Origin of the sequence: Streptomyces sp. TRM70350 (assembly GCF_019219825.1) — a bacterium.
Taxonomy (GTDB): domain Bacteria; phylum Actinomycetota; class Actinomycetes; order Streptomycetales; family Streptomycetaceae; genus Streptomyces.
Map to the genome: position 1 here is coordinate 196,297 of NZ_JAHUXH010000008.1, position 15,742 is coordinate 212,038.

Consider the following 15,742-nt stretch of genomic DNA (forward strand, 5'->3'; position numbering starts at 1 on the left):
TGCTGACGGCCCGGAACGGGCCCGTGGTGAACAACAACGCCCGCAAGCCTGGCGATCGCCGCGCGCCACGGGTATCCGTCCGTCGGCGTGAAGTACCCCCGCCGATCAGCGGGTCAGGGCGTGGGGGTGTTCTTGAGGGCGCGTATGAAGGTGGCGAAGGCTTCGGTCGGGAAGGTGAGGGTTGCCCTGGTCGGGGCCTTGGAGTCGCGGATGGCTGTGCGGGTGGGGGAGTTTGCGATCTCCACGCAGGCGTTGCCGTCGCCCTCGCCCGAGTAGGACGACTTCCGCCAGTTGTCGGGGGTGGTCATGGAGTGCCTCACAGCTCTTTCGCCAGCTCGTGGATGAAGTCACGCGACCGTTCGGGATCGAGTGATACAGCTTCTACCTTACGGAAGCGCGTTCGATAGGCGTTGAGTTGAGCCTCGGAATCGAGGAAGACCGAGCCGTGGGGCGCGTCGCGTACCACTGTGTCCAGCCTGAGATGGGGGCCACCCACGTATGTCATCGTGCTTGAGGCTGTTGCGAAGCCATCCAGGTCGAAGGGGATGACGCGCACGGTGATGTTGTCCGCGTCGGAGAGTTCCAGGACCTTGGCCAGCTGAGCTTGGGAGGCGGTGCGGTCGCTGACCCTGAACCGTAGGGCCGACTCGTGGATCACAAACTCGTACGGGCGGGTGACCTGCTGGCGCCTCAGTCGGTGGCAAACGCGCAACTCAAGTTCCTCGTGGGTGAGTTCGGGGATTCTTGAAGAGAAGACCGCCCGGGCGTAATCCTCCGTCTGCAGCAGGCCCGGTACGTACAGGATCGCCACCTCGTGCAGGAAGGTGGCGTGGTATTCGAGTTCGGCGAGGTCCAGGAACGGCGTCGGCAACAGACCCCGGTACTCCTCCCACCAGCCGCGTGTCCGGTCGGTGGCCTTGGCGACCAAGGCGTCGATGAACTTCTCGTCCGTGCACGCGTAGTGGGACGCGAGGCGGCGGAGCCGCTCCTCGCTCACGCCCGTGAGTCCGGATTCGATGTGGCTGATCTGCACACGGCCCGTCCCGAGCAGTGCTGCCGCCTCGCGGGCGGTGAGTCCTGCTGCCTCACGGAGTTTGCGCAACTCGACACCCAGGCGCACCTGGCGTGCCGTTGGTTCACGCCTCAGGACCATCGATTGCTCCTCGGGTTCAACCCGCTTGACACTGTGGCTCGTTCGGCGTCAGGTTACGCGATCAGGTTGCTTGGGATGACAGGTTAGCCCTACCGTCAGTGGCGCGGCGCACACACTGCGGAACGCCGGGGTGCCGGAAGCGCACCGCTTCGTCCTGCCATGACGGACGCGGCAATGACACCGCCCCCCACGACGACCCCTCTCCCGCCGAACGGAGTTGACTCATGCCCGAAAACGAGTCCTGGGAGTACTCCCTCCACATCCCGAACGACCTGCGTGCGGTCACCGTCAGCCGACGTACCCTTCGGCTGATCCTCACCCTGCACGGCCTGATCCGGCTCGTCGACGTCGCCGAGCTGCTGGCGACCGAGCTGGTCTCCAACGCCGTACGTCACACCAAGGGGCCCGCTGCCCTACGGGTGCGCTGGTCGGACGGTGTGCTGTGGATCGGGGCGTGGGACGCCGACCCTGAACCGCCCGAACCCCCGCGGCCCTTCGAAGAGGTCGCCGAGTTGGAGGACGGCCGGGGGCTGGCGCTCGTCCGGGCCTGTGCCGATGTGTGGGGGTGGCAGCCGCTGGCCAGGGACGGGAACCGGGGCAAGTTCGTGTGGTGCGAGCTGGCCTCGGCGGCGTGAACGTCTTGTCGCTGCCCGAAAGGGTGAACGATCCCGATCGCCCGGCAATCCGCTCCTTCGGCCCAGCAAGGTTGCGCACATGGTCACATCAGCTCACGAGGGCATGCACCGCATCTTCCAGGAGCGGCCCGAGATCCTCACGCCCATCTTTCAGCTGCTCGGCATCGAGTTACCCGAGAAGCCGACGGTGGACGCGATCGTCTCCGACGTGACGGAGGCCAAGCCGATGGCCCGCTACGTCGACACGGTGCTGCGGGTCAGCCCCGCCGACGGGGACGCCTTCCTCCTGGCTATCGAGTCCCAGGAAAAGCGCAACCCCAAGAAGGAGCTGAGCTGGCCGTACTACGTCGCGTACCTCCAGTCCAAGTACGGACTGCCGGTACTGCTGATCGTGGCCTGCCGGGACCGGGCCACGGCGAAGTGGGCTGCGGGCCCGTTCGACTGCGCGGCCCGTGGCTGGACCGTCCAGCGGACGTATCCCTTGGTCGTGGGCCCGGACAACGTTCCGGTGATCACGGACGAGAGAACGGCCGCAGAGAAGCCTGCCATGGCGGCGTTCTCCGCGCTGACACACGCCAACAGCCCTCATGTCGAGGCCATACTGGAGGCACTGGCCCGTGGCTCCAAGGGGCTGTCTCCTGAGGACTCGGACTTCATCGTCCAGTTCATGGACGCTGTCCTGGCTGGTACTCCCGCCGGAGAAAAATGGAGGAAAATCATCATGACGTTCGTCAACTACTTTCCTGGCCGGGGCACCGTCATGGAGCGGGCCTACCTCGACGGCAAAGCCGAGGGCGAGGCCAAGGGCGAGGCCAAGGGAATTCTGCGCGTGCTGGAAGTGCGCGGGCTCGCTGTCTCCGATGAGGTTCGCGAACGCATCAGCACCTGTACCGACCTCGACCGCCTCAACGACTGGCTCGACCGGGCCGGCACCGTGGAGCATGCGGAAGACCTGTTCGACGCGGCCCCGGAGGCTCCCCCGAGCGCTCCTGAACGTGGTTGACCAGTGGACGGTTCCCAGCCGGTGAGGCCCGGGACGCGCAGTCGGGTCCGATCCTGCGGGTGTCGAACGGGTCGTAGGGTGCCCAGGTGAGCATTATCGGGGTCGGTATTGATGTCGCGGAGATCGACCGGTTCCAGGCGGCGTTGGAGCGTACGCCCGGGCTGGCCGATCGGCTGTTTCTGGAGAGCGAGTTGTTGCTGCCCAGCGGGGAGCGGCGCGGGATCGCCTCCCTCGCCGTGCGGTTCGCGGCCAAGGAGGCCCTCGCCAAGGCGCTCGGCGCTCCGGCCGGGCTGCACTGGACCGACGCCGAGGTCTATGTCGAGGGCAGCGGGCAGCCGCGGCTCCGGGTGACCGGGACCGTGGCCGCCCGCGCGGCCGAGCTGGGTGTGCGGTCATGGCATGTGTCGCTCAGCCATGACGCCGGGGTGGCTTCGGCTGTCGTCATCGCCGAGGGGTGAAACGGCCCTCGGCGGCAGGCGTCAGCAGATCGACTGGCTGCTGTTCACCAGTCTGTTGTTGCGGAAGGTCGTGTTCTGGCCGCAGGGGCTTTCCCGTATCGCCGAGTTGGTCACCGTCAGGTTCTGGATGGTGATGTCCCTGTTGTTCGGGAACTCCGAGCGGGCGGCCAGGCGGATCTCGCCGCCGCCCGTGACGCTGCCGCTCCGGGCCGCGAGGTTGACGTTGTAGCAGTTCTCGATCAGGACCGAGTTGTTGCCGGTGTTGGAGATCGTGACCCGGTCGATCACCGCGCCGCCGCTCTCCGAGACGCAGAAGACGCCGCGGCCGCCGCCTCGGGCCACGACTTCGCCCACGCGGATGTTCGTGGGGTAGCCGCTGCCCACGCGGCCGTTGCGGTTGGCCATGCGGAAGGCCGCGTAGCCGGTGCCGGTGCCCGCGTTCTCCGCGTCGACCTTGGTGACGGTGGCGTTGATCGTCTGGTTGAGGAGGAGGCCCGACTCGCCGACGTTGCGGGCGGTGACCGTGCCGATGGTGAGGCCGTCGACGCCGTACGTCTCCACCGCGTGACTGGACGCGCCGGAGACGTACACGTTGTCGATGCGGACGTTGCGCGTCCATTGGGACGTGTTGCCGCGGTTGTCGATGCGGATGCCCAGGCCGCGCGACAGGCGCATGTCGATCTGACCGAGGATCACGTTCTGCACATTGCGCATGAAGACGCCGTAGAGGGGAGTGCCGGTGACGTTGAGGTGCTGGACCTCCACGTCCCTGGTGCCGCGGGAGTAGATCGGGGCCTGGTCGCCGCTGCCGCTGCCGGTGACGTTGATGGTGCCGCAGACGTCGAGGGTCGTGTAGCTCGGGAGCGAGATGCGGGAACCGGCCGACATCGTGCCCGAGCCGCGTACCACTACGCGCTCCTTGCTCGTGCGGCCGGCCCTCAGGCTGTTGACGGCCGCCTGGACCGCGGAGCGCAGGTCGGTGCCGGTGTAGACCGTCGTGCTGCCTCGGCGGGCGGTCCAGGTGCTGCCGTTCCGGACGGCCTCGGCGTGGTACGAGCCCTCGCCGCACGCGGCTGCGGGGGCGGTTGTGGCGGCCTTTGCCGGGGCCGTCAGGGCGCCTGCGGTGGTGAGGAGGGCGATGGCGGCCGCGGCGGTGGCTATCGCTGCGGGCCTTCGTGTGAGGAGTGCGGGGAGTGCGGCTCTGCGTCCCATGGGGGGTTGGTCCTCCGCTCGTGTGGGGTTGCTGAAGCGATTCGGGTGTCGAGAGTGGGTGCCTTCAGGTCAACAGGTCGTTGTCGAAGGCGTTCGACTGAATCGATTCATCCTGTGGGGGTGGTGAGTTTGGCAATGGGGTGGCAAAGCGTCAATGGGTGCGACGGTGTCTTGGGGTGTGCGGGAGACTCGGGCGTATGCGTACTGCGTACAACGTGGAGACGGTCCGGGCAGCTGAGCGGGAGTTGATGGCGCGGCTTCCGGAGGGGGCGTTGATGCAGCGGGCCGCGGCCGGGCTCGCCGCTGCCTGCGCGGAGTTGCTGGGGCGGGTGTACGGCAGCCGGGTGGTGCTGCTGGTCGGGAGCGGCGACAACGGGGGCGACGCGCTCTACGCCGGGGCGCGGTTGGCTCGGCGGGGGGCGGGGGTGACGGCTGTGCTGCTGTCGCCGGAGCGGGCTCATGGGGGTGGGCTCGGTGCGCTGCGGCGGGCGGGGGGCTCCGTTGTGGGGGCGGCGGGTGCTGAGGGGTTGATTGCGCGGGCTGATCTGGTCGTTGACGGGATCGTGGGGATCGGGGGGAAGGGCGGGCTGCGGGCCGAGGCCGTGCCGTTGGCGGAGGCTGCTGCTCGGGCGCGGGCGGCTGTGGTCGCGGTCGATCTGCCGAGTGGTGTCGATGTCGATACGGGGGAAGTGCGGGGGGCGGCTGTCCGGGCGGATCTGACGGTGACGTTCGGGACGCACAAGCCGGGGTTGCTGGTGGATCCTGCGCGGGAGTACGCCGGGTCGGTGCGGCTTGTCGACATCGGGCTGGAGTTGCCGGGTGGGGGCGCCGAGTTGGAGGCCCTGCAGCATGCGGATGTGGCCGCGCTGTTGCCGGTGCCCGCTCCTGAGAGTGACAAGTATCGGCGGGGGGTGGTCGGGATCGCCGCCGGGTCGGCTCGGTATCCGGGGGCCGCTGTACTGGCCGTTGCGGGGGCGTTGCGGGGTGGGGCGGGGGCCGTGCGGTACGTGGGGCCCGCCGGGGATGCGGTGATCGCGCGGTTTCCCGAGACGCTGGTGTCGGATCAGGGGCCTCGGCGGGCGGGGCGTGTGCAGGCGTGGGTCGTGGGGCCGGGGGCCGGGGACGACGCGGGCACGGTGGGCGAGGTGTTGCGGGCCGATGTGCCGGTGCTGGTGGACGCGGACGGGTTGCGGTTGGCGGAGGTCGGGGCTGTGCGGGGGCGGAGTGCGCCGACGTTGATGACTCCGCACGCGGGGGAGGCCGCGGCGTTGCTGGGGGTGAGCCGGGAGGAGGTCGAGGGCGCTCGGCTCGCTGCGGTGCGGGAGTTGGCGGGGCGGTATGGGGCGACCGTGCTGCTGAAGGGGTCTACAACGTTGGTGGCTGAGGCGGGGGGTGGGGTGCCCGTACGGGTGAATGCGACCGGGACGGGGTGGCTGGCCACGGCCGGGAGTGGGGACGTGTTGTCGGGGCTTGCGGGGTCGTTGCTGGCGGCGGGGCTTTCGGCTCGGGATGCGGGGAGCGTGGGGGCGTATCTGCACGGGCTGGCCGGGAGGTTCGCCGCGGACGGGGCGCCGGTGGGGGCGCTGGATGTGGCGGGGGCGATTCCGGGGGCGTGGCGGGATGCCGTGAGCGTGTAAGCGTGTAGGTGCCGGGCCGGTGGGGGTGCGGGGCCGTTGGGCGTGCGCGGATGCGGTGCGGGTGCGGGTGCGGTGGGGATGCGGGTCTGAGGGGTTCGCCCCCGCCGCCCCTATCCGTCCCGTCCCTGGGGGTGCCGCCCCCAGACCCCCGCTTCGGCCTGGACGGCCTCGTCCTCAAGCGCCGGACGGGCTGATTGCGTCGGCCGGTACCGCGCGGCACCGAAGGCGGTGGGGAGGAGGCGGCGCTGACTGCGAGGGGGTCGGTGTCGAAGGGATGTCCGACCCCTCTGAGACACTGTGCGCGATGAGTACCACTGCACCGCTGCCGAGCACCAACCCGCTGCGCGCTCGCGCCGAGATCGATCTTGCCGCGCTGCGCGCCAATGTGCGGACGCTGCGTGCCCATGCGCCCGGCGCGGCCCTGATGGCCGTGGTGAAGTCCGAGGCGTACGGCCACGGGGCGCTGCCGTGCGCGCGTGCGGCCGTGGAGGCGGGGGCCGACTGGTTGGGCACCGCCACGCCCGAGGAGGCCCTGGCGCTGCGCGGGGCCGAGGGGATTCCGGCGGATGTCCGGATCATGTGCTGGCTGTGGACGCCCGGCGGGCCCTGGCGGGAGGCCATCGAGGCCGATCTCGATGTCTCCGTGAGCGGTATGTGGGCCCTGCGTGAGGTCGCCGAGGCCGCCCGGCGGGCGGGGCGGCCCGCGCGCGTGCAGCTCAAGGCCGACACCGGGCTCGGGCGCAACGGCTGCCAGCCCGGCGACGACTGGGCCGAGCTCGTGGCGCAGGCGGCGCGGGCGGAGGGCGAGGGGCTGGTCCGGGTCACGGGGCTGTGGTCGCACTTCGCCTGCGCCGACGAGCCGGGGCATCCGTCCATCGCCGTGCAGCTCGGCCGCTTCCGGGAGATGGTGTCGTATGCCGAGGGGGAGGGCCTCAGCCCCGAGGTGCGGCACATCGCCAACTCGCCCGCCACCCTCACCCTCCCCGAGGCCCACTTCGATCTCGTACGTACGGGAATCGCGCTCTACGGGATCTCGCCCAGCCCCGAGATCGGCACCCCGGCCGACTTCGGGCTGCGGCCGGTGATGACGTTGTCGGCGTCGTTGGCGCTGGTCAAGCATGTGCCCGGGGGGCACGGCGTCAGTTACGGCCATCGGTACACCACCGCCGGGGAGACCACCCTCGGCCTCGTCCCGCTCGGTTACGCCGACGGCGTCCCGCGGCACGCCTCGGGGACCGGGCCGGTGCTGATCGGCGGGAAGTGGCGGACCGTGGCCGGGCGGATCGCGATGGACCAGTTCGTCGTCGACCTGGGGGGAGACGAGCCGCCGCCGGGAGCGGAGGCCGTGCTCTTCGGGCCCGGTGACCGGGGGGAGCCCACCGCCGAGGACTGGGCGCAGGCGGCGGGGACGATCGCGTACGAAATCGTGACCCGGATCGGAACGCGCGTTCCGCGCGTCTATGTCGATGAGGAGTCGATGAGGAGCGGGCCGGCGGCCGGGGGACCGAGGTCGGCCGGGAACCGCCCCTCGGGGGATAGGTGAACGGGGAACAAGACGGGTAACCCGCCCCGGGGATCCGGGACCCGACAGCACCGACTGATCCCATCCGGGAACAGCAGAGACCGCAGAAACCGCAGAAACCGTAGAAACAGCAGCACCCGCAGCACCAGCTGACCCACCGACGAACGACAACAATCCGGCGAAGAGGAGCGGTACGTGAGCGAGAGCAGTGCGGAGGGCGTCGTCAGCGCCGCCGCGGCCGTCGCTTCCGCCACGGGGGTGGCCGGAAACTGGCGCAAGGTGACCGGTATCGCCGGCGCCGCCATAGGGGTGATCGCCGCGGGCGCGGCCGCCGGGGTCGCGATAGAGCGGATGACCGTCGGCCGGGGGATGCGCAAAAAGGCCCGGCTCGCCCTCGACTCGACGGGGCCGTACGGCGCGCTGCGCGGCACGCCCGGGCGGGCGTCCGCCGACGACGGCACGGAGCTGTACTACGAGGTCGACGAGGTCGAGACCGAGGCGGGCGTGTCGCCGCGGCGGCGCCGGTTGTTCGGCCGCAAGGCGCCCGCGCCGGTCACCGTCGTCTTCAGCCACGGCTACTGCCTCAGCCAGGACTCCTGGCACTTCCAGCGGGCGGCGCTGCGCGGTGTCGTACGGACCGTGCACTGGGACCAGCGCAGCCACGGCCGGTCCGAGCGCGGGATGGCGCAGGTCCAGGAGGGTGCGCCGATCACCATCGACCAGCTCGGCCGGGATCTGAAGGCGGTGATCGACGCGGCCGTGCCCGAGGGACCGATCGTGCTGGTCGGGCACTCCATGGGCGGCATGACGATGATGGCGCTGGCCGCGCAGTATCCGGAGCTGATCCGGGAGCGGGTGGTCGCGGTCGCGCTCGTCGGTACGTCGTCGGGGCGGCTCGGCGAGGTCAACTTCGGGTTGCCCGTCGCCGGTGTCAACGCGGTGCGGCGGGTGCTGCCCGGCGTGCTGTGGGCGCTGGGGCAGCAGGCGGAGCTGGTGGAGAAGGGGCGGCGGGCGGTCGCCGATCTGTTCGCCGGGATCATCAAGCGGTACTCGTTCGCCTCCTGGGACATCGACCCGGCCGTCGCGCGGTTCGCCGAGCGGATGATCGAGGGCACGCCGATCGACGTGGTCGCCGAGTTCTATCCGGCGTTCACCGACCACGACAAGACCGAGGCGCTCGCCCACTTCGCGGGGATGCCGGTGCTGGTGCTGGCCGGGCTGAAGGACCTCGTCACGCCGAGCGAGCACAGTGAGGCCATCGCCGATCTGCTGCCGGACGCGGAACTGGTCCTCGTACCCGACGCGGGGCATCTGGTGATGCTGGAGCACCCGGAAGTGGTCACCGACCGGCTCGCCGACCTGCTCACCCGCGCCGGTGCCGTGCCGGCAGGAGCTACCGTGGGTGGCTATGGAAGCACCAGCGGCACCGCACAACCCGGCTGAGACCGAGCTGATCGTCCACTCGCCCGAGCAGATGCGTGACCTCGGCCGCCGGATCGCCAAACTGCTGCGCGCCGGCGACCTGGTCATGCTCAGTGGCGAGCTCGGCGCGGGCAAGACCACACTGACCCGGGGGCTCGGCGAGGGGCTCGGCGTGCGCGGGGCGGTCACCTCGCCGACGTTCGTGATCGCCCGCGTCCATCCGTCCCTCGGGGACGGGCCGCCGCTCCTCCATGTCGACGCCTACCGCCTGGACGGCGGGCTGGACGAGATGGAGGACCTCGACCTCGACGTCTCGCTGCCCGAGTCGGTGGTCGTGGTGGAGTGGGGCGAGGGCAAGATCGAGGAGCTGACCGAGGACCGGCTGCACGTCACGATCCACCGGGCCGTGGGGGACACGACGGACGAGGTACGGCACGTGACGCTCACCGGCGTCGGCGAGCGCTGGTCGGCGGTGGATCTGGGCTCGCTGTCGGCGTGAAGCGGGTGCCCGGTCGGAGAGGTGGACAGACCGGCCCGGTTTTCGACGAACGTTCCGACATGACGTCGGCAAGATATTGCGTCCGCGCGTCGGACGTGGTCACATGGTATCCAGCCGGTAGTTAGGTGTACCTAAGTGACGCCCGACCACCTCCGCCCCGGCCCTCAGGAGGCGTCCATGTCGACCACGGACCGCACGCCGCAGCCGCGGCCCAGCGCGCCCGCCGGGGTGTCCATGCGCGATCTGCTGGCGTCCTGCGCCGCCGCGAAGGTGATCTCCACCCCGCCGCGCCCGCCGGAGCCCCCGGCTCCCGAACAGCGCGTCGACCACCGCGAGGCCGCCTAGTAGGCGTAGTGATCACGAGCGTTGTTGCGCCTGTCCGGCGGATCATGCCCGCGTCGCGGACAGGCCCTGGCACGGGCTAGCGGATGACGACGACCTTCTGCCCGATCGTCGCGAACTGCCACATCGCGTTCCCGTCCTCCCGTGTCTCCCGGATGCCGCCCGTGCGTACCGCCGGGTCGGGCGGCGGGGCCGAGCCGTCCACCGCCGCGCTGAAGCCGATGACCACGCCGTCCACGCTGGTGAAGCGGACGACATGCTCCACGGGTGTGCCGTCCGAGCCGGTGGTCGTGCCCGAGCGGGACGTCACCGCGTAGGTGCCCGGCGCCGGGTCGACCGGGCTGGGCATGACCTTGAAGGTGCGCAGGACCCTGTTGCGCGGGCCGACCAGCCACACCCGGTCGTCGTCGAGCGAGTACACGACCCGTTCGCCGGTGCCGGAGCCGCTGGGCAGGGCGGTGGGGTGCCGTTTGTCGCGGGGGGCCTTGGACGCGGTCGCCGCGGGGGAGCCGCCGGGGCTGTTCGGCGACGCGCTCAGCTCGGCCGGCACGGTCGCCGCCGCCTGGTAGGCGAGGAACCCGACCGCCGCGAGGGCGGCCGCCGTCAGCCCGGTCACGATTCCGGCGCTGGTGCTGGCCACGGCGCCCACCTCCGCGTCGTATGTCTTGTATGTCCTGGCATGCGGTTACGGTAGGTGACGGTAGCAGCACGGGAGGCGGGGACCCGGGCGGCTGTGCCCGCCGTCGGGCACCGTGTCGGAGCTTCCGAGGCCCACGGGCGCCACGGCGTCCGCCACCGGCCATCAGGAGCCGTACGCTGTTTGCGTGCTCTTGCTCGCTCTGGATACCGCCACCCCCGCCGTGACCGTCGCCCTGCACGACGGCACGGACGTCATCGCCTCGTCCAGCCAGCTGGACGCCCGTCGGCACGGTGAGCTGCTGCTTCCGGCCGTCGACCGCCTCCTGACGGACGCCGGGCTGAAACTGGACGCCGTCACCGGGATCGTCGTAGGGACCGGCCCGGGGCCCTACACCGGGCTGCGCGTCGGGCTGATGACCGCCGACACCTTCGGGCTCGCCCTCGGTGTGCCCGTGCACGGCGTGTGCACGCTGGACGGCCTCGCCTACGCGGCCGACATGGAGGGCCCCTTCGTCGTGGCGACCGACGCCCGGCGCAAGGAGGTCTACTGGGCGCGGTACGCCGACTCCCGCACCCGCGTCACCGACCCGGCAGTCGACCGGCCCGCCGACATCGCCGAGCAGGTCAAGGACCTGCCCGCGATCGGCGCGGGCGCGCTGCTGTACCCGGACACCTTCCCGGTCGCGCACGAGCCCGAGCACGTGTCCGCCGCCGCACTCGCCCGGCTGGCCGTCGAGCGGCTGGACAAGGGCGAGGAGCTGCCGCCCGCGCGGCCGCTGTATCTGCGCCGCCCGGACGCCCAGGTGCCCAAGAACTACAAGGTGGTCACCCCGAAGTGACCGAGCCCGTGACGCCCGTGCTGCGCGAGATGCGCTGGTGGGACATCGATCCCGTGGTGGAACTGGAGCGGGACCTGTTCCCCGACGACGCCTGGTCGCGAGGCATGTTCTGGTCCGAGCTCGCCCACGCACGCGGCCCCGGGGCGACCCGGCGGTACGTCGTCGCCCAGGACGGCGACCGGATCGCCGGGTACGCCGGGCTCGCCGCCGCCGGTGACATCGCCGACGTCCAGACGATCGCCGTCGCCCGCGACTACTGGGGCACCGGCCTCGGCGGGCGGCTGCTGACCGAACTGCTGCGGGCGGCGACCGCGTTCGAGTGCACCGAGGTGATGCTCGAATGCCGGGTCGACAACGTCCGCGCCCAGAAGCTCTACGAGCGCTTCGGCTTCGAGGCCATCGGCTTCCGGCGTGGCTACTACCAGCCCGGCAACGTGGACGCCCTGGTGATGCGCCTGACCGACCCAGCAACCTCTGTACAAGGAACCGAGATCCAACATGGCTGACGAACCCCTGGTCCTGGGGATCGAGACCTCCTGCGACGAGACCGGTGTCGGCGTGGTCCGCGGCACCACGCTGCTGGCGGACGCCGTCGCCTCCAGCGTCGACGAGCACGCCCGCTTCGGCGGTGTGGTGCCGGAGGTCGCGTCCCGCGCGCACCTGGAGGCGATGATCCCGACCATCGACCGGGCGCTGAAGGAGGCCGGGGTCGGCGCGAAGGACCTCGACGGCATCGCGGTGACGGCCGGTCCGGGACTGGCGGGCGCGCTGCTGGTCGGCGTCTCGGCGGCGAAGGCGTACGCGTACGCGCTCGGCAAGCCGCTCTACGGCGTCAACCACCTCGCCTCGCACATCTGCGTCGACCAGCTGGAACACGGGGCGCTGCCCGAGCCGACCATGGCGCTGCTGGTGTCCGGCGGCCACTCGTCGTTGCTCCTGTCCTCCGACATCACCTCCGACGTACGGCCCATGGGCGCCACCATCGACGACGCGGCCGGCGAGGCCTTCGACAAGATCGCCCGGGTGCTGAACCTGGGCTTCCCCGGCGGTCCGGTCATCGACCGGTACGCGCGCGAGGGCGACCCGGAGGCGATCGCGTTCCCGCGCGGCCTGACCGGGCCGCGGGACCCGGCGTACGACTTCTCCTTCTCGGGCCTGAAGACGGCCGTGGCCCGCTGGATCGAGGCCAAGCGGGCGGCCGGGGAGGAGGTGCCGGTGCGGGACGTGGCGGCGTCCTTCCAGGAGGCGGTCGTGGACGTCCTCACTCGGAAGGCCGTACGGGCCTGTCGCGACGAGGGCGTCGACCACCTGATGATCGGCGGTGGCGTCGCCGCCAACTCCCGGCTGCGCGCCCTCGCCCAGGAGCGCTGCGAGGCGGCCGGCATCCGGCTGCGGGTGCCCCGGCCCAAGCTGTGCACCGACAACGGGGCGATGGTCGCGGCGCTGGGCGCGGAGATGGTGGCGCGGGGGCGCGCGGCGTCGAGCTGGGACCTGTCCGCGGACTCGTCGCTGCCGGTGACGGACCCGCACGTGCCCGGGCACTCCCACGACCATGTGCACGAGGTCAGCAAGGGGAACCTGTCCTCGTGACGGTCGCGTTGATGTGGGAGGCGCGGGCGGTGCCGGGGCGGGGGGAGGAACTGCTGGCGTGGGCGCGCGAGCAGCGGCTGGAGCCCGGCCCGCTGCGCCGGGAGACCTTTCGCGCGCCGCAGGACCGGGTGCTGGTCATCACGTGGTGGGACGCGGCGTATGACGCCGTACTGCCGGAACTGCCGGAGCCGCAGGGGGAGTTGGTGACTCGGGCGGTGCATCGGTGGCGGTTCGAGTCGGTGGGGGCCGCATAGCCGCCCGTCGCCACGGCTACGGCTGCGGCTGTGGTGCCGAGAGGGTCCAGGCCGACGCGGACAGCGTTCCGAGGGCCAGGGCGAAACCGACGACGGAGGTCGGGGTGCCCTCGGCCACGAGAAAGGCCAGGACGACGCCGGTCCCGGTGCCGTACGCGGCGGCCAGCGCGCCCGGACGCCATCCGGGGCGGGCCGGGCGCGGGACGGCACCGGCGGGGAGGACGAAGTAGTCCCCGGGGCCGGGGCGTACGGCCTCGTCGGCGTCGAGGAGTTCACCGGCCGGCCGGTGGTCGCGCAGTCGGCCGAGGGGGACCAGCCGGGTGCCGTCGGCGAGTTCCACCACGACCGGACGGCGGCGACGACCGTACCCGCGGACGGTCACCGGGACCGGACCGGAGCAGTCGTCCAGCGCCGGATGCCACATGACGCGCTGCCAGCGGGTCGCCGTCCCGCCCGCGCCGTCGGGTCCGGTCAGGACCAGCCAGGTAGTGGTCGTCTCGCGGGCGAGTGCCACAAGGCGCTCCACGGTCCGCACGGTCGCCGTCATGGCATGCCCCGGACGCCGTGTCGTCAGCCGGAAGCGCAGGCCGCGCCAGGCCCACACGCACACGAGCGACAGGGCGACGACGCCGGCGAGGAAGACGGGGACCAGCAGGTCGTCCTCGGCCGCGGTTTCCTCGGGATCGGCCGGGAAGCCCCGGGGGGCCGACGTGGCGGGGTCGTAGGCGACCGGGAACCGCTCGCCCTCGACGTAACGGTCGGTGTCGTAGATCCCGAAGCGCTGCACGTGCACGTGGCCGGCCGCGTCGCTCCACCGCACGCGGATGTCGCCCTCGTCGCCGATGCCGTCCTCGACGACGACACCGGAGGCCGTCGCCGTGGCCCGGTCGCGGGCGGTGACGTAGCCGTGGGCGTGCACACCGAGCCAGCCGGCGAACAGGGTGTAGCCGAGCAGCGTCACGGCCACGCCCAGCAGGGCGACGCGAAGGGCGGGGCGAGGCGCCGGGTTCATGCGGCCGCCTCCTTCCGCGTCTTCGCGGCCGCCGTCAGCAGCGCCCGCAGCGGCGCCGGATCGCCGGCGCGTACGGCCTGCGCGGCCAGCTCGTGGAGGTCGGTCACCGTGCCGTCGGGCGTGGTGAGCACGGTGGCCAGCCAGCGGTGCGCGCGGGTCCAGCCGGCCGGGCGCAGCACGGCGTGCAGCGTCTGGGCGAGCGCGGCGGTCAGTACCGCGTGGGCGACCGTCGTGCGGGCGGCGGCGGGCATCCGGCGCAGACCGGGCTCCAGCAGCCCGGCCAGCCGCGGCCAGGTGCCGTCGGCGAGGGCGTCCAGGGCGGCGGACAGCGCCCGCTCGGGGGATTCCTCGCCGGTTGCGAGCAGCAGGAGGTCCTTGCCTGTTTCGTCGCCGAGGTCGTGGAGCTGGTCCGGTGCCATGTCGAGGAGCCGTACGGGGCGCGGTTCGTCGTCGAGGTCGGGGTCGTCCAGCCCGGCCAGTCGGCCGAGGCACCAGCGCTCGATCGACGCGGCGGCGCGCAACGTGACGGGTTCGGCGCCGTACGCGGCGGCAGCCACGGCGTCGGGCGGCAGCGCGGCGAGGCGCTGTTCGGCGGGCGGGTGGTCGGCCGTGGCGTACGGGTCGACGGCGTCGTCCTCGGCCACGCCACGGGCGGCGCGGGCCGCGACGTAAGGGTCGCGCACGGCGGTTTCGAGGGCGTCGTAGAAGTCCACGGGGTACGTGTCCTCCTCGGCGAGTGCGGACCACCACGTGCTGCCGAGCCCCTCGAACGCCTCGTGCAGGAGCCCGGTCCGCCGCAGCGCCTGAGCGGTCGCCGCGCTTCCGGTGACCCGGGCGGCGTCGGCGTCGGCGGCCAGCTCCGCCTGCCACATCGGCGGCTGGGAGGCCCGCAGCAGTGGTGCGGCCAGTGCGGCGAGCGGGCGGAAACGGCGGTCCATGCGGTCCGCGAGCACGTGGCGCGCGAGGCGCAGCGCGGCGGTACGGCGGTCGCGTAGATGCTGTGCGTGCGCCAGCTCGTGCGCCACCACCGACGCCAGCTGGTCCGCGCTCAGCATGCGCAGCAGCGGGTGGCCGAGGAGCAGGGTGTAGGCGCGTCCCCCGGCGGCCCTGGTGGGCGCGAGCGACGCGTCGACGGTCGGAACGACCCGGACGAGGAGCGGTTCCCGGAAGCCGACCCGCCCCGCCACGCCCCGCACCAGTGCCGCCAACTCCGGCTCGTCATCGGGGCGGAGGGCCTTCCCCGGGAGCCGTTCGCGCCGCATGGCCCCGCTGACGAACCCGGCCACGAACAGCGTCAGCGGCACCAGCACGACCGCGTGCGGCGCCCACGCCAGCCCGGCGAGGACCAGCGCCACGCCGACGACGGCCGTCGGCAGCCAGGCCACGACCAGCATGGCGGCGGCGAGCATCCACGCACGCAGGGGTGACGTTCGTATGTCCATGCTGGTCCCGTGAAGTTCGCGCCAGGTGGGGCTGAGGTGTCGAGGGATTGTGTCACGGGGGACGGATGTGAGGAGGGGGTGGA

Annotated in this window: 18 protein-coding genes and 1 pseudogene; 13 read left to right on the forward strand and 6 right to left on the reverse strand. The window is 71.9% G+C overall.

Annotated elements, in window-relative coordinates:
- Nucleotides 1–113 precede the first annotated feature (113 nt).
- Both KWI83_RS15850 and KWI83_RS15855 read right to left on the reverse strand, forming a co-directional pair.
- On the reverse strand, nt 114–308 hold the full coding sequence (locus KWI83_RS15850) for a DUF397 domain-containing protein (RefSeq protein ID WP_218514991.1): 195 nt from the start codon (nt 306–308) through the stop codon (nt 114–116).
- An 8-nt stretch (nt 309–316) separates the two neighbouring features.
- The gene (locus KWI83_RS15855) at nt 317–1,153 is read right to left on the reverse strand and encodes a helix-turn-helix transcriptional regulator (RefSeq protein ID WP_218514992.1); all 837 of its coding nucleotides are present in this window, start codon (nt 1,151–1,153) and stop codon (nt 317–319) included.
- Nucleotides 1,154–1,377: 224 nt separating this feature from the next.
- On the opposite strand from KWI83_RS15855, the gene KWI83_RS15860 reads away from it, so the two are divergent.
- The 3 genes from KWI83_RS15860 (at nt 1,378) to KWI83_RS15870 (ending at nt 3,249) form a co-directional block, all read left to right on the forward strand.
- A complete protein-coding gene (locus tag KWI83_RS15860) occupies nt 1,378–1,788 on the forward strand; it encodes an ATP-binding protein (RefSeq protein ID WP_218514993.1) in 411 nt (136 codons plus the stop codon).
- Nucleotides 1,789–1,891: 103 nt separating this feature from the next.
- Nucleotides 1,892–2,791, forward strand: coding sequence for a hypothetical protein (locus KWI83_RS15865; protein ID WP_218514994.1), 900 nt, complete (start codon nt 1,892–1,894; stop codon nt 2,789–2,791).
- Between the two features lie 86 nt (nt 2,792–2,877).
- On the forward strand, nt 2,878–3,249 hold the full coding sequence (locus tag KWI83_RS15870; protein WP_218514995.1) for a holo-ACP synthase: 372 nt from the start codon (nt 2,878–2,880) through the stop codon (nt 3,247–3,249).
- 21 nt (nt 3,250–3,270) lie between these two features.
- On the opposite strand, the gene KWI83_RS15875 is transcribed toward KWI83_RS15870, so the two are convergent.
- Entirely contained in the window at nt 3,271–4,461 is a 1,191-nt protein-coding gene (locus KWI83_RS15875; RefSeq protein ID WP_218514996.1) for a hypothetical protein, read from the reverse strand.
- Between the two features lie 197 nt (nt 4,462–4,658).
- On the opposite strand from KWI83_RS15875, the gene KWI83_RS15880 reads away from it, so the two are divergent.
- The 6 genes and pseudogenes from KWI83_RS15880 to KWI83_RS15900 all read left to right on the forward strand — a co-directional run bounded on the left by KWI83_RS15880 (nt 4,659) and on the right by KWI83_RS15900 (nt 9,886).
- A complete protein-coding gene (locus tag KWI83_RS15880; protein WP_218514997.1) occupies nt 4,659–6,098 on the forward strand; it encodes an NAD(P)H-hydrate dehydratase in 1,440 nt (479 codons plus the stop codon).
- 35 nt (nt 6,099–6,133) lie between these two features.
- Nucleotides 6,134–6,291: pseudogene (locus tag KWI83_RS40270) on the forward strand (cobyrinic acid a,c-diamide synthase); the annotation flags it as partial.
- Between the two features lie 111 nt (nt 6,292–6,402).
- Nucleotides 6,403–7,641: an alanine racemase gene (alr, locus tag KWI83_RS15885; RefSeq protein WP_218515064.1), complete on the forward strand. Its 1,239-nt coding sequence runs from the start codon at nt 6,403–6,405 to the stop codon at nt 7,639–7,641.
- A 174-nt stretch (nt 7,642–7,815) separates the two neighbouring features.
- Entirely contained in the window at nt 7,816–9,063 is a 1,248-nt protein-coding gene (locus KWI83_RS15890) for an alpha/beta fold hydrolase (protein ID WP_218514998.1), read from the forward strand.
- Nucleotides 9,029–9,541, forward strand: a complete 513-nt coding sequence (gene tsaE / locus KWI83_RS15895) for a tRNA (adenosine(37)-N6)-threonylcarbamoyltransferase complex ATPase subunit type 1 TsaE (RefSeq protein ID WP_218514999.1) — start codon at nt 9,029–9,031, stop codon at nt 9,539–9,541. The genes KWI83_RS15890 and tsaE overlap by 35 nt, the downstream gene beginning before the upstream one ends.
- 177 nt (nt 9,542–9,718) lie before the next feature.
- On the forward strand, nt 9,719–9,886 hold the full coding sequence (locus KWI83_RS15900) for a hypothetical protein (RefSeq protein ID WP_218515000.1): 168 nt from the start codon (nt 9,719–9,721) through the stop codon (nt 9,884–9,886).
- A 76-nt stretch (nt 9,887–9,962) separates the two neighbouring features.
- Here KWI83_RS15900 and KWI83_RS15905 read toward each other — a convergent pair whose 3' ends face one another.
- Complete coding sequence (locus tag KWI83_RS15905; RefSeq protein ID WP_218515001.1) at nt 9,963–10,523, reverse strand: hypothetical protein; 561 nt, start codon at nt 10,521–10,523, stop codon at nt 9,963–9,965.
- A gap of 184 nt (nt 10,524–10,707) precedes the next feature.
- Between KWI83_RS15905 and tsaB the strand changes: the two genes are divergently transcribed.
- From tsaB to KWI83_RS15925, 4 genes are read left to right on the forward strand one after another with little or no spacing between them, the layout of a single operon-like run.
- The gene (tsaB, locus tag KWI83_RS15910) at nt 10,708–11,361 is read left to right on the forward strand and encodes a tRNA (adenosine(37)-N6)-threonylcarbamoyltransferase complex dimerization subunit type 1 TsaB (RefSeq protein WP_218515002.1); all 654 of its coding nucleotides are present in this window, start codon (nt 10,708–10,710) and stop codon (nt 11,359–11,361) included.
- Complete coding sequence (rimI, locus tag KWI83_RS15915) at nt 11,358–11,867, forward strand: ribosomal protein S18-alanine N-acetyltransferase (RefSeq protein WP_308122064.1); 510 nt, start codon at nt 11,358–11,360, stop codon at nt 11,865–11,867. The genes tsaB and rimI overlap by 4 nt, the downstream gene beginning before the upstream one ends.
- Nucleotides 11,860–12,951: a tRNA (adenosine(37)-N6)-threonylcarbamoyltransferase complex transferase subunit TsaD gene (gene tsaD / locus KWI83_RS15920; protein WP_218515003.1), complete on the forward strand. Its 1,092-nt coding sequence runs from the start codon at nt 11,860–11,862 to the stop codon at nt 12,949–12,951. Before rimI ends, tsaD begins: the two co-directional genes overlap by 8 nt.
- Entirely contained in the window at nt 12,948–13,205 is a 258-nt protein-coding gene (locus KWI83_RS15925) for a hypothetical protein (RefSeq protein ID WP_218515004.1), read from the forward strand. Before tsaD ends, KWI83_RS15925 begins: the two co-directional genes overlap by 4 nt.
- Before the next feature lie 16 nt (nt 13,206–13,221).
- Here the strand turns inward: KWI83_RS15925 and KWI83_RS15930 are convergent, their stop codons facing one another.
- Together KWI83_RS15930 and KWI83_RS15935 are read right to left on the reverse strand one after the other, a co-directional pair.
- Nucleotides 13,222–14,217, reverse strand: a complete 996-nt coding sequence (locus tag KWI83_RS15930; RefSeq protein WP_218515005.1) for a hypothetical protein — start codon at nt 14,215–14,217, stop codon at nt 13,222–13,224.
- Nucleotides 14,214–15,659, reverse strand: a complete 1,446-nt coding sequence (locus tag KWI83_RS15935) for a M48 family metallopeptidase (RefSeq protein WP_218515006.1) — start codon at nt 15,657–15,659, stop codon at nt 14,214–14,216. The genes KWI83_RS15930 and KWI83_RS15935 overlap by 4 nt, the downstream gene beginning before the upstream one ends.
- Between the last annotated feature and the right edge of the window lie 83 nt (nt 15,660–15,742).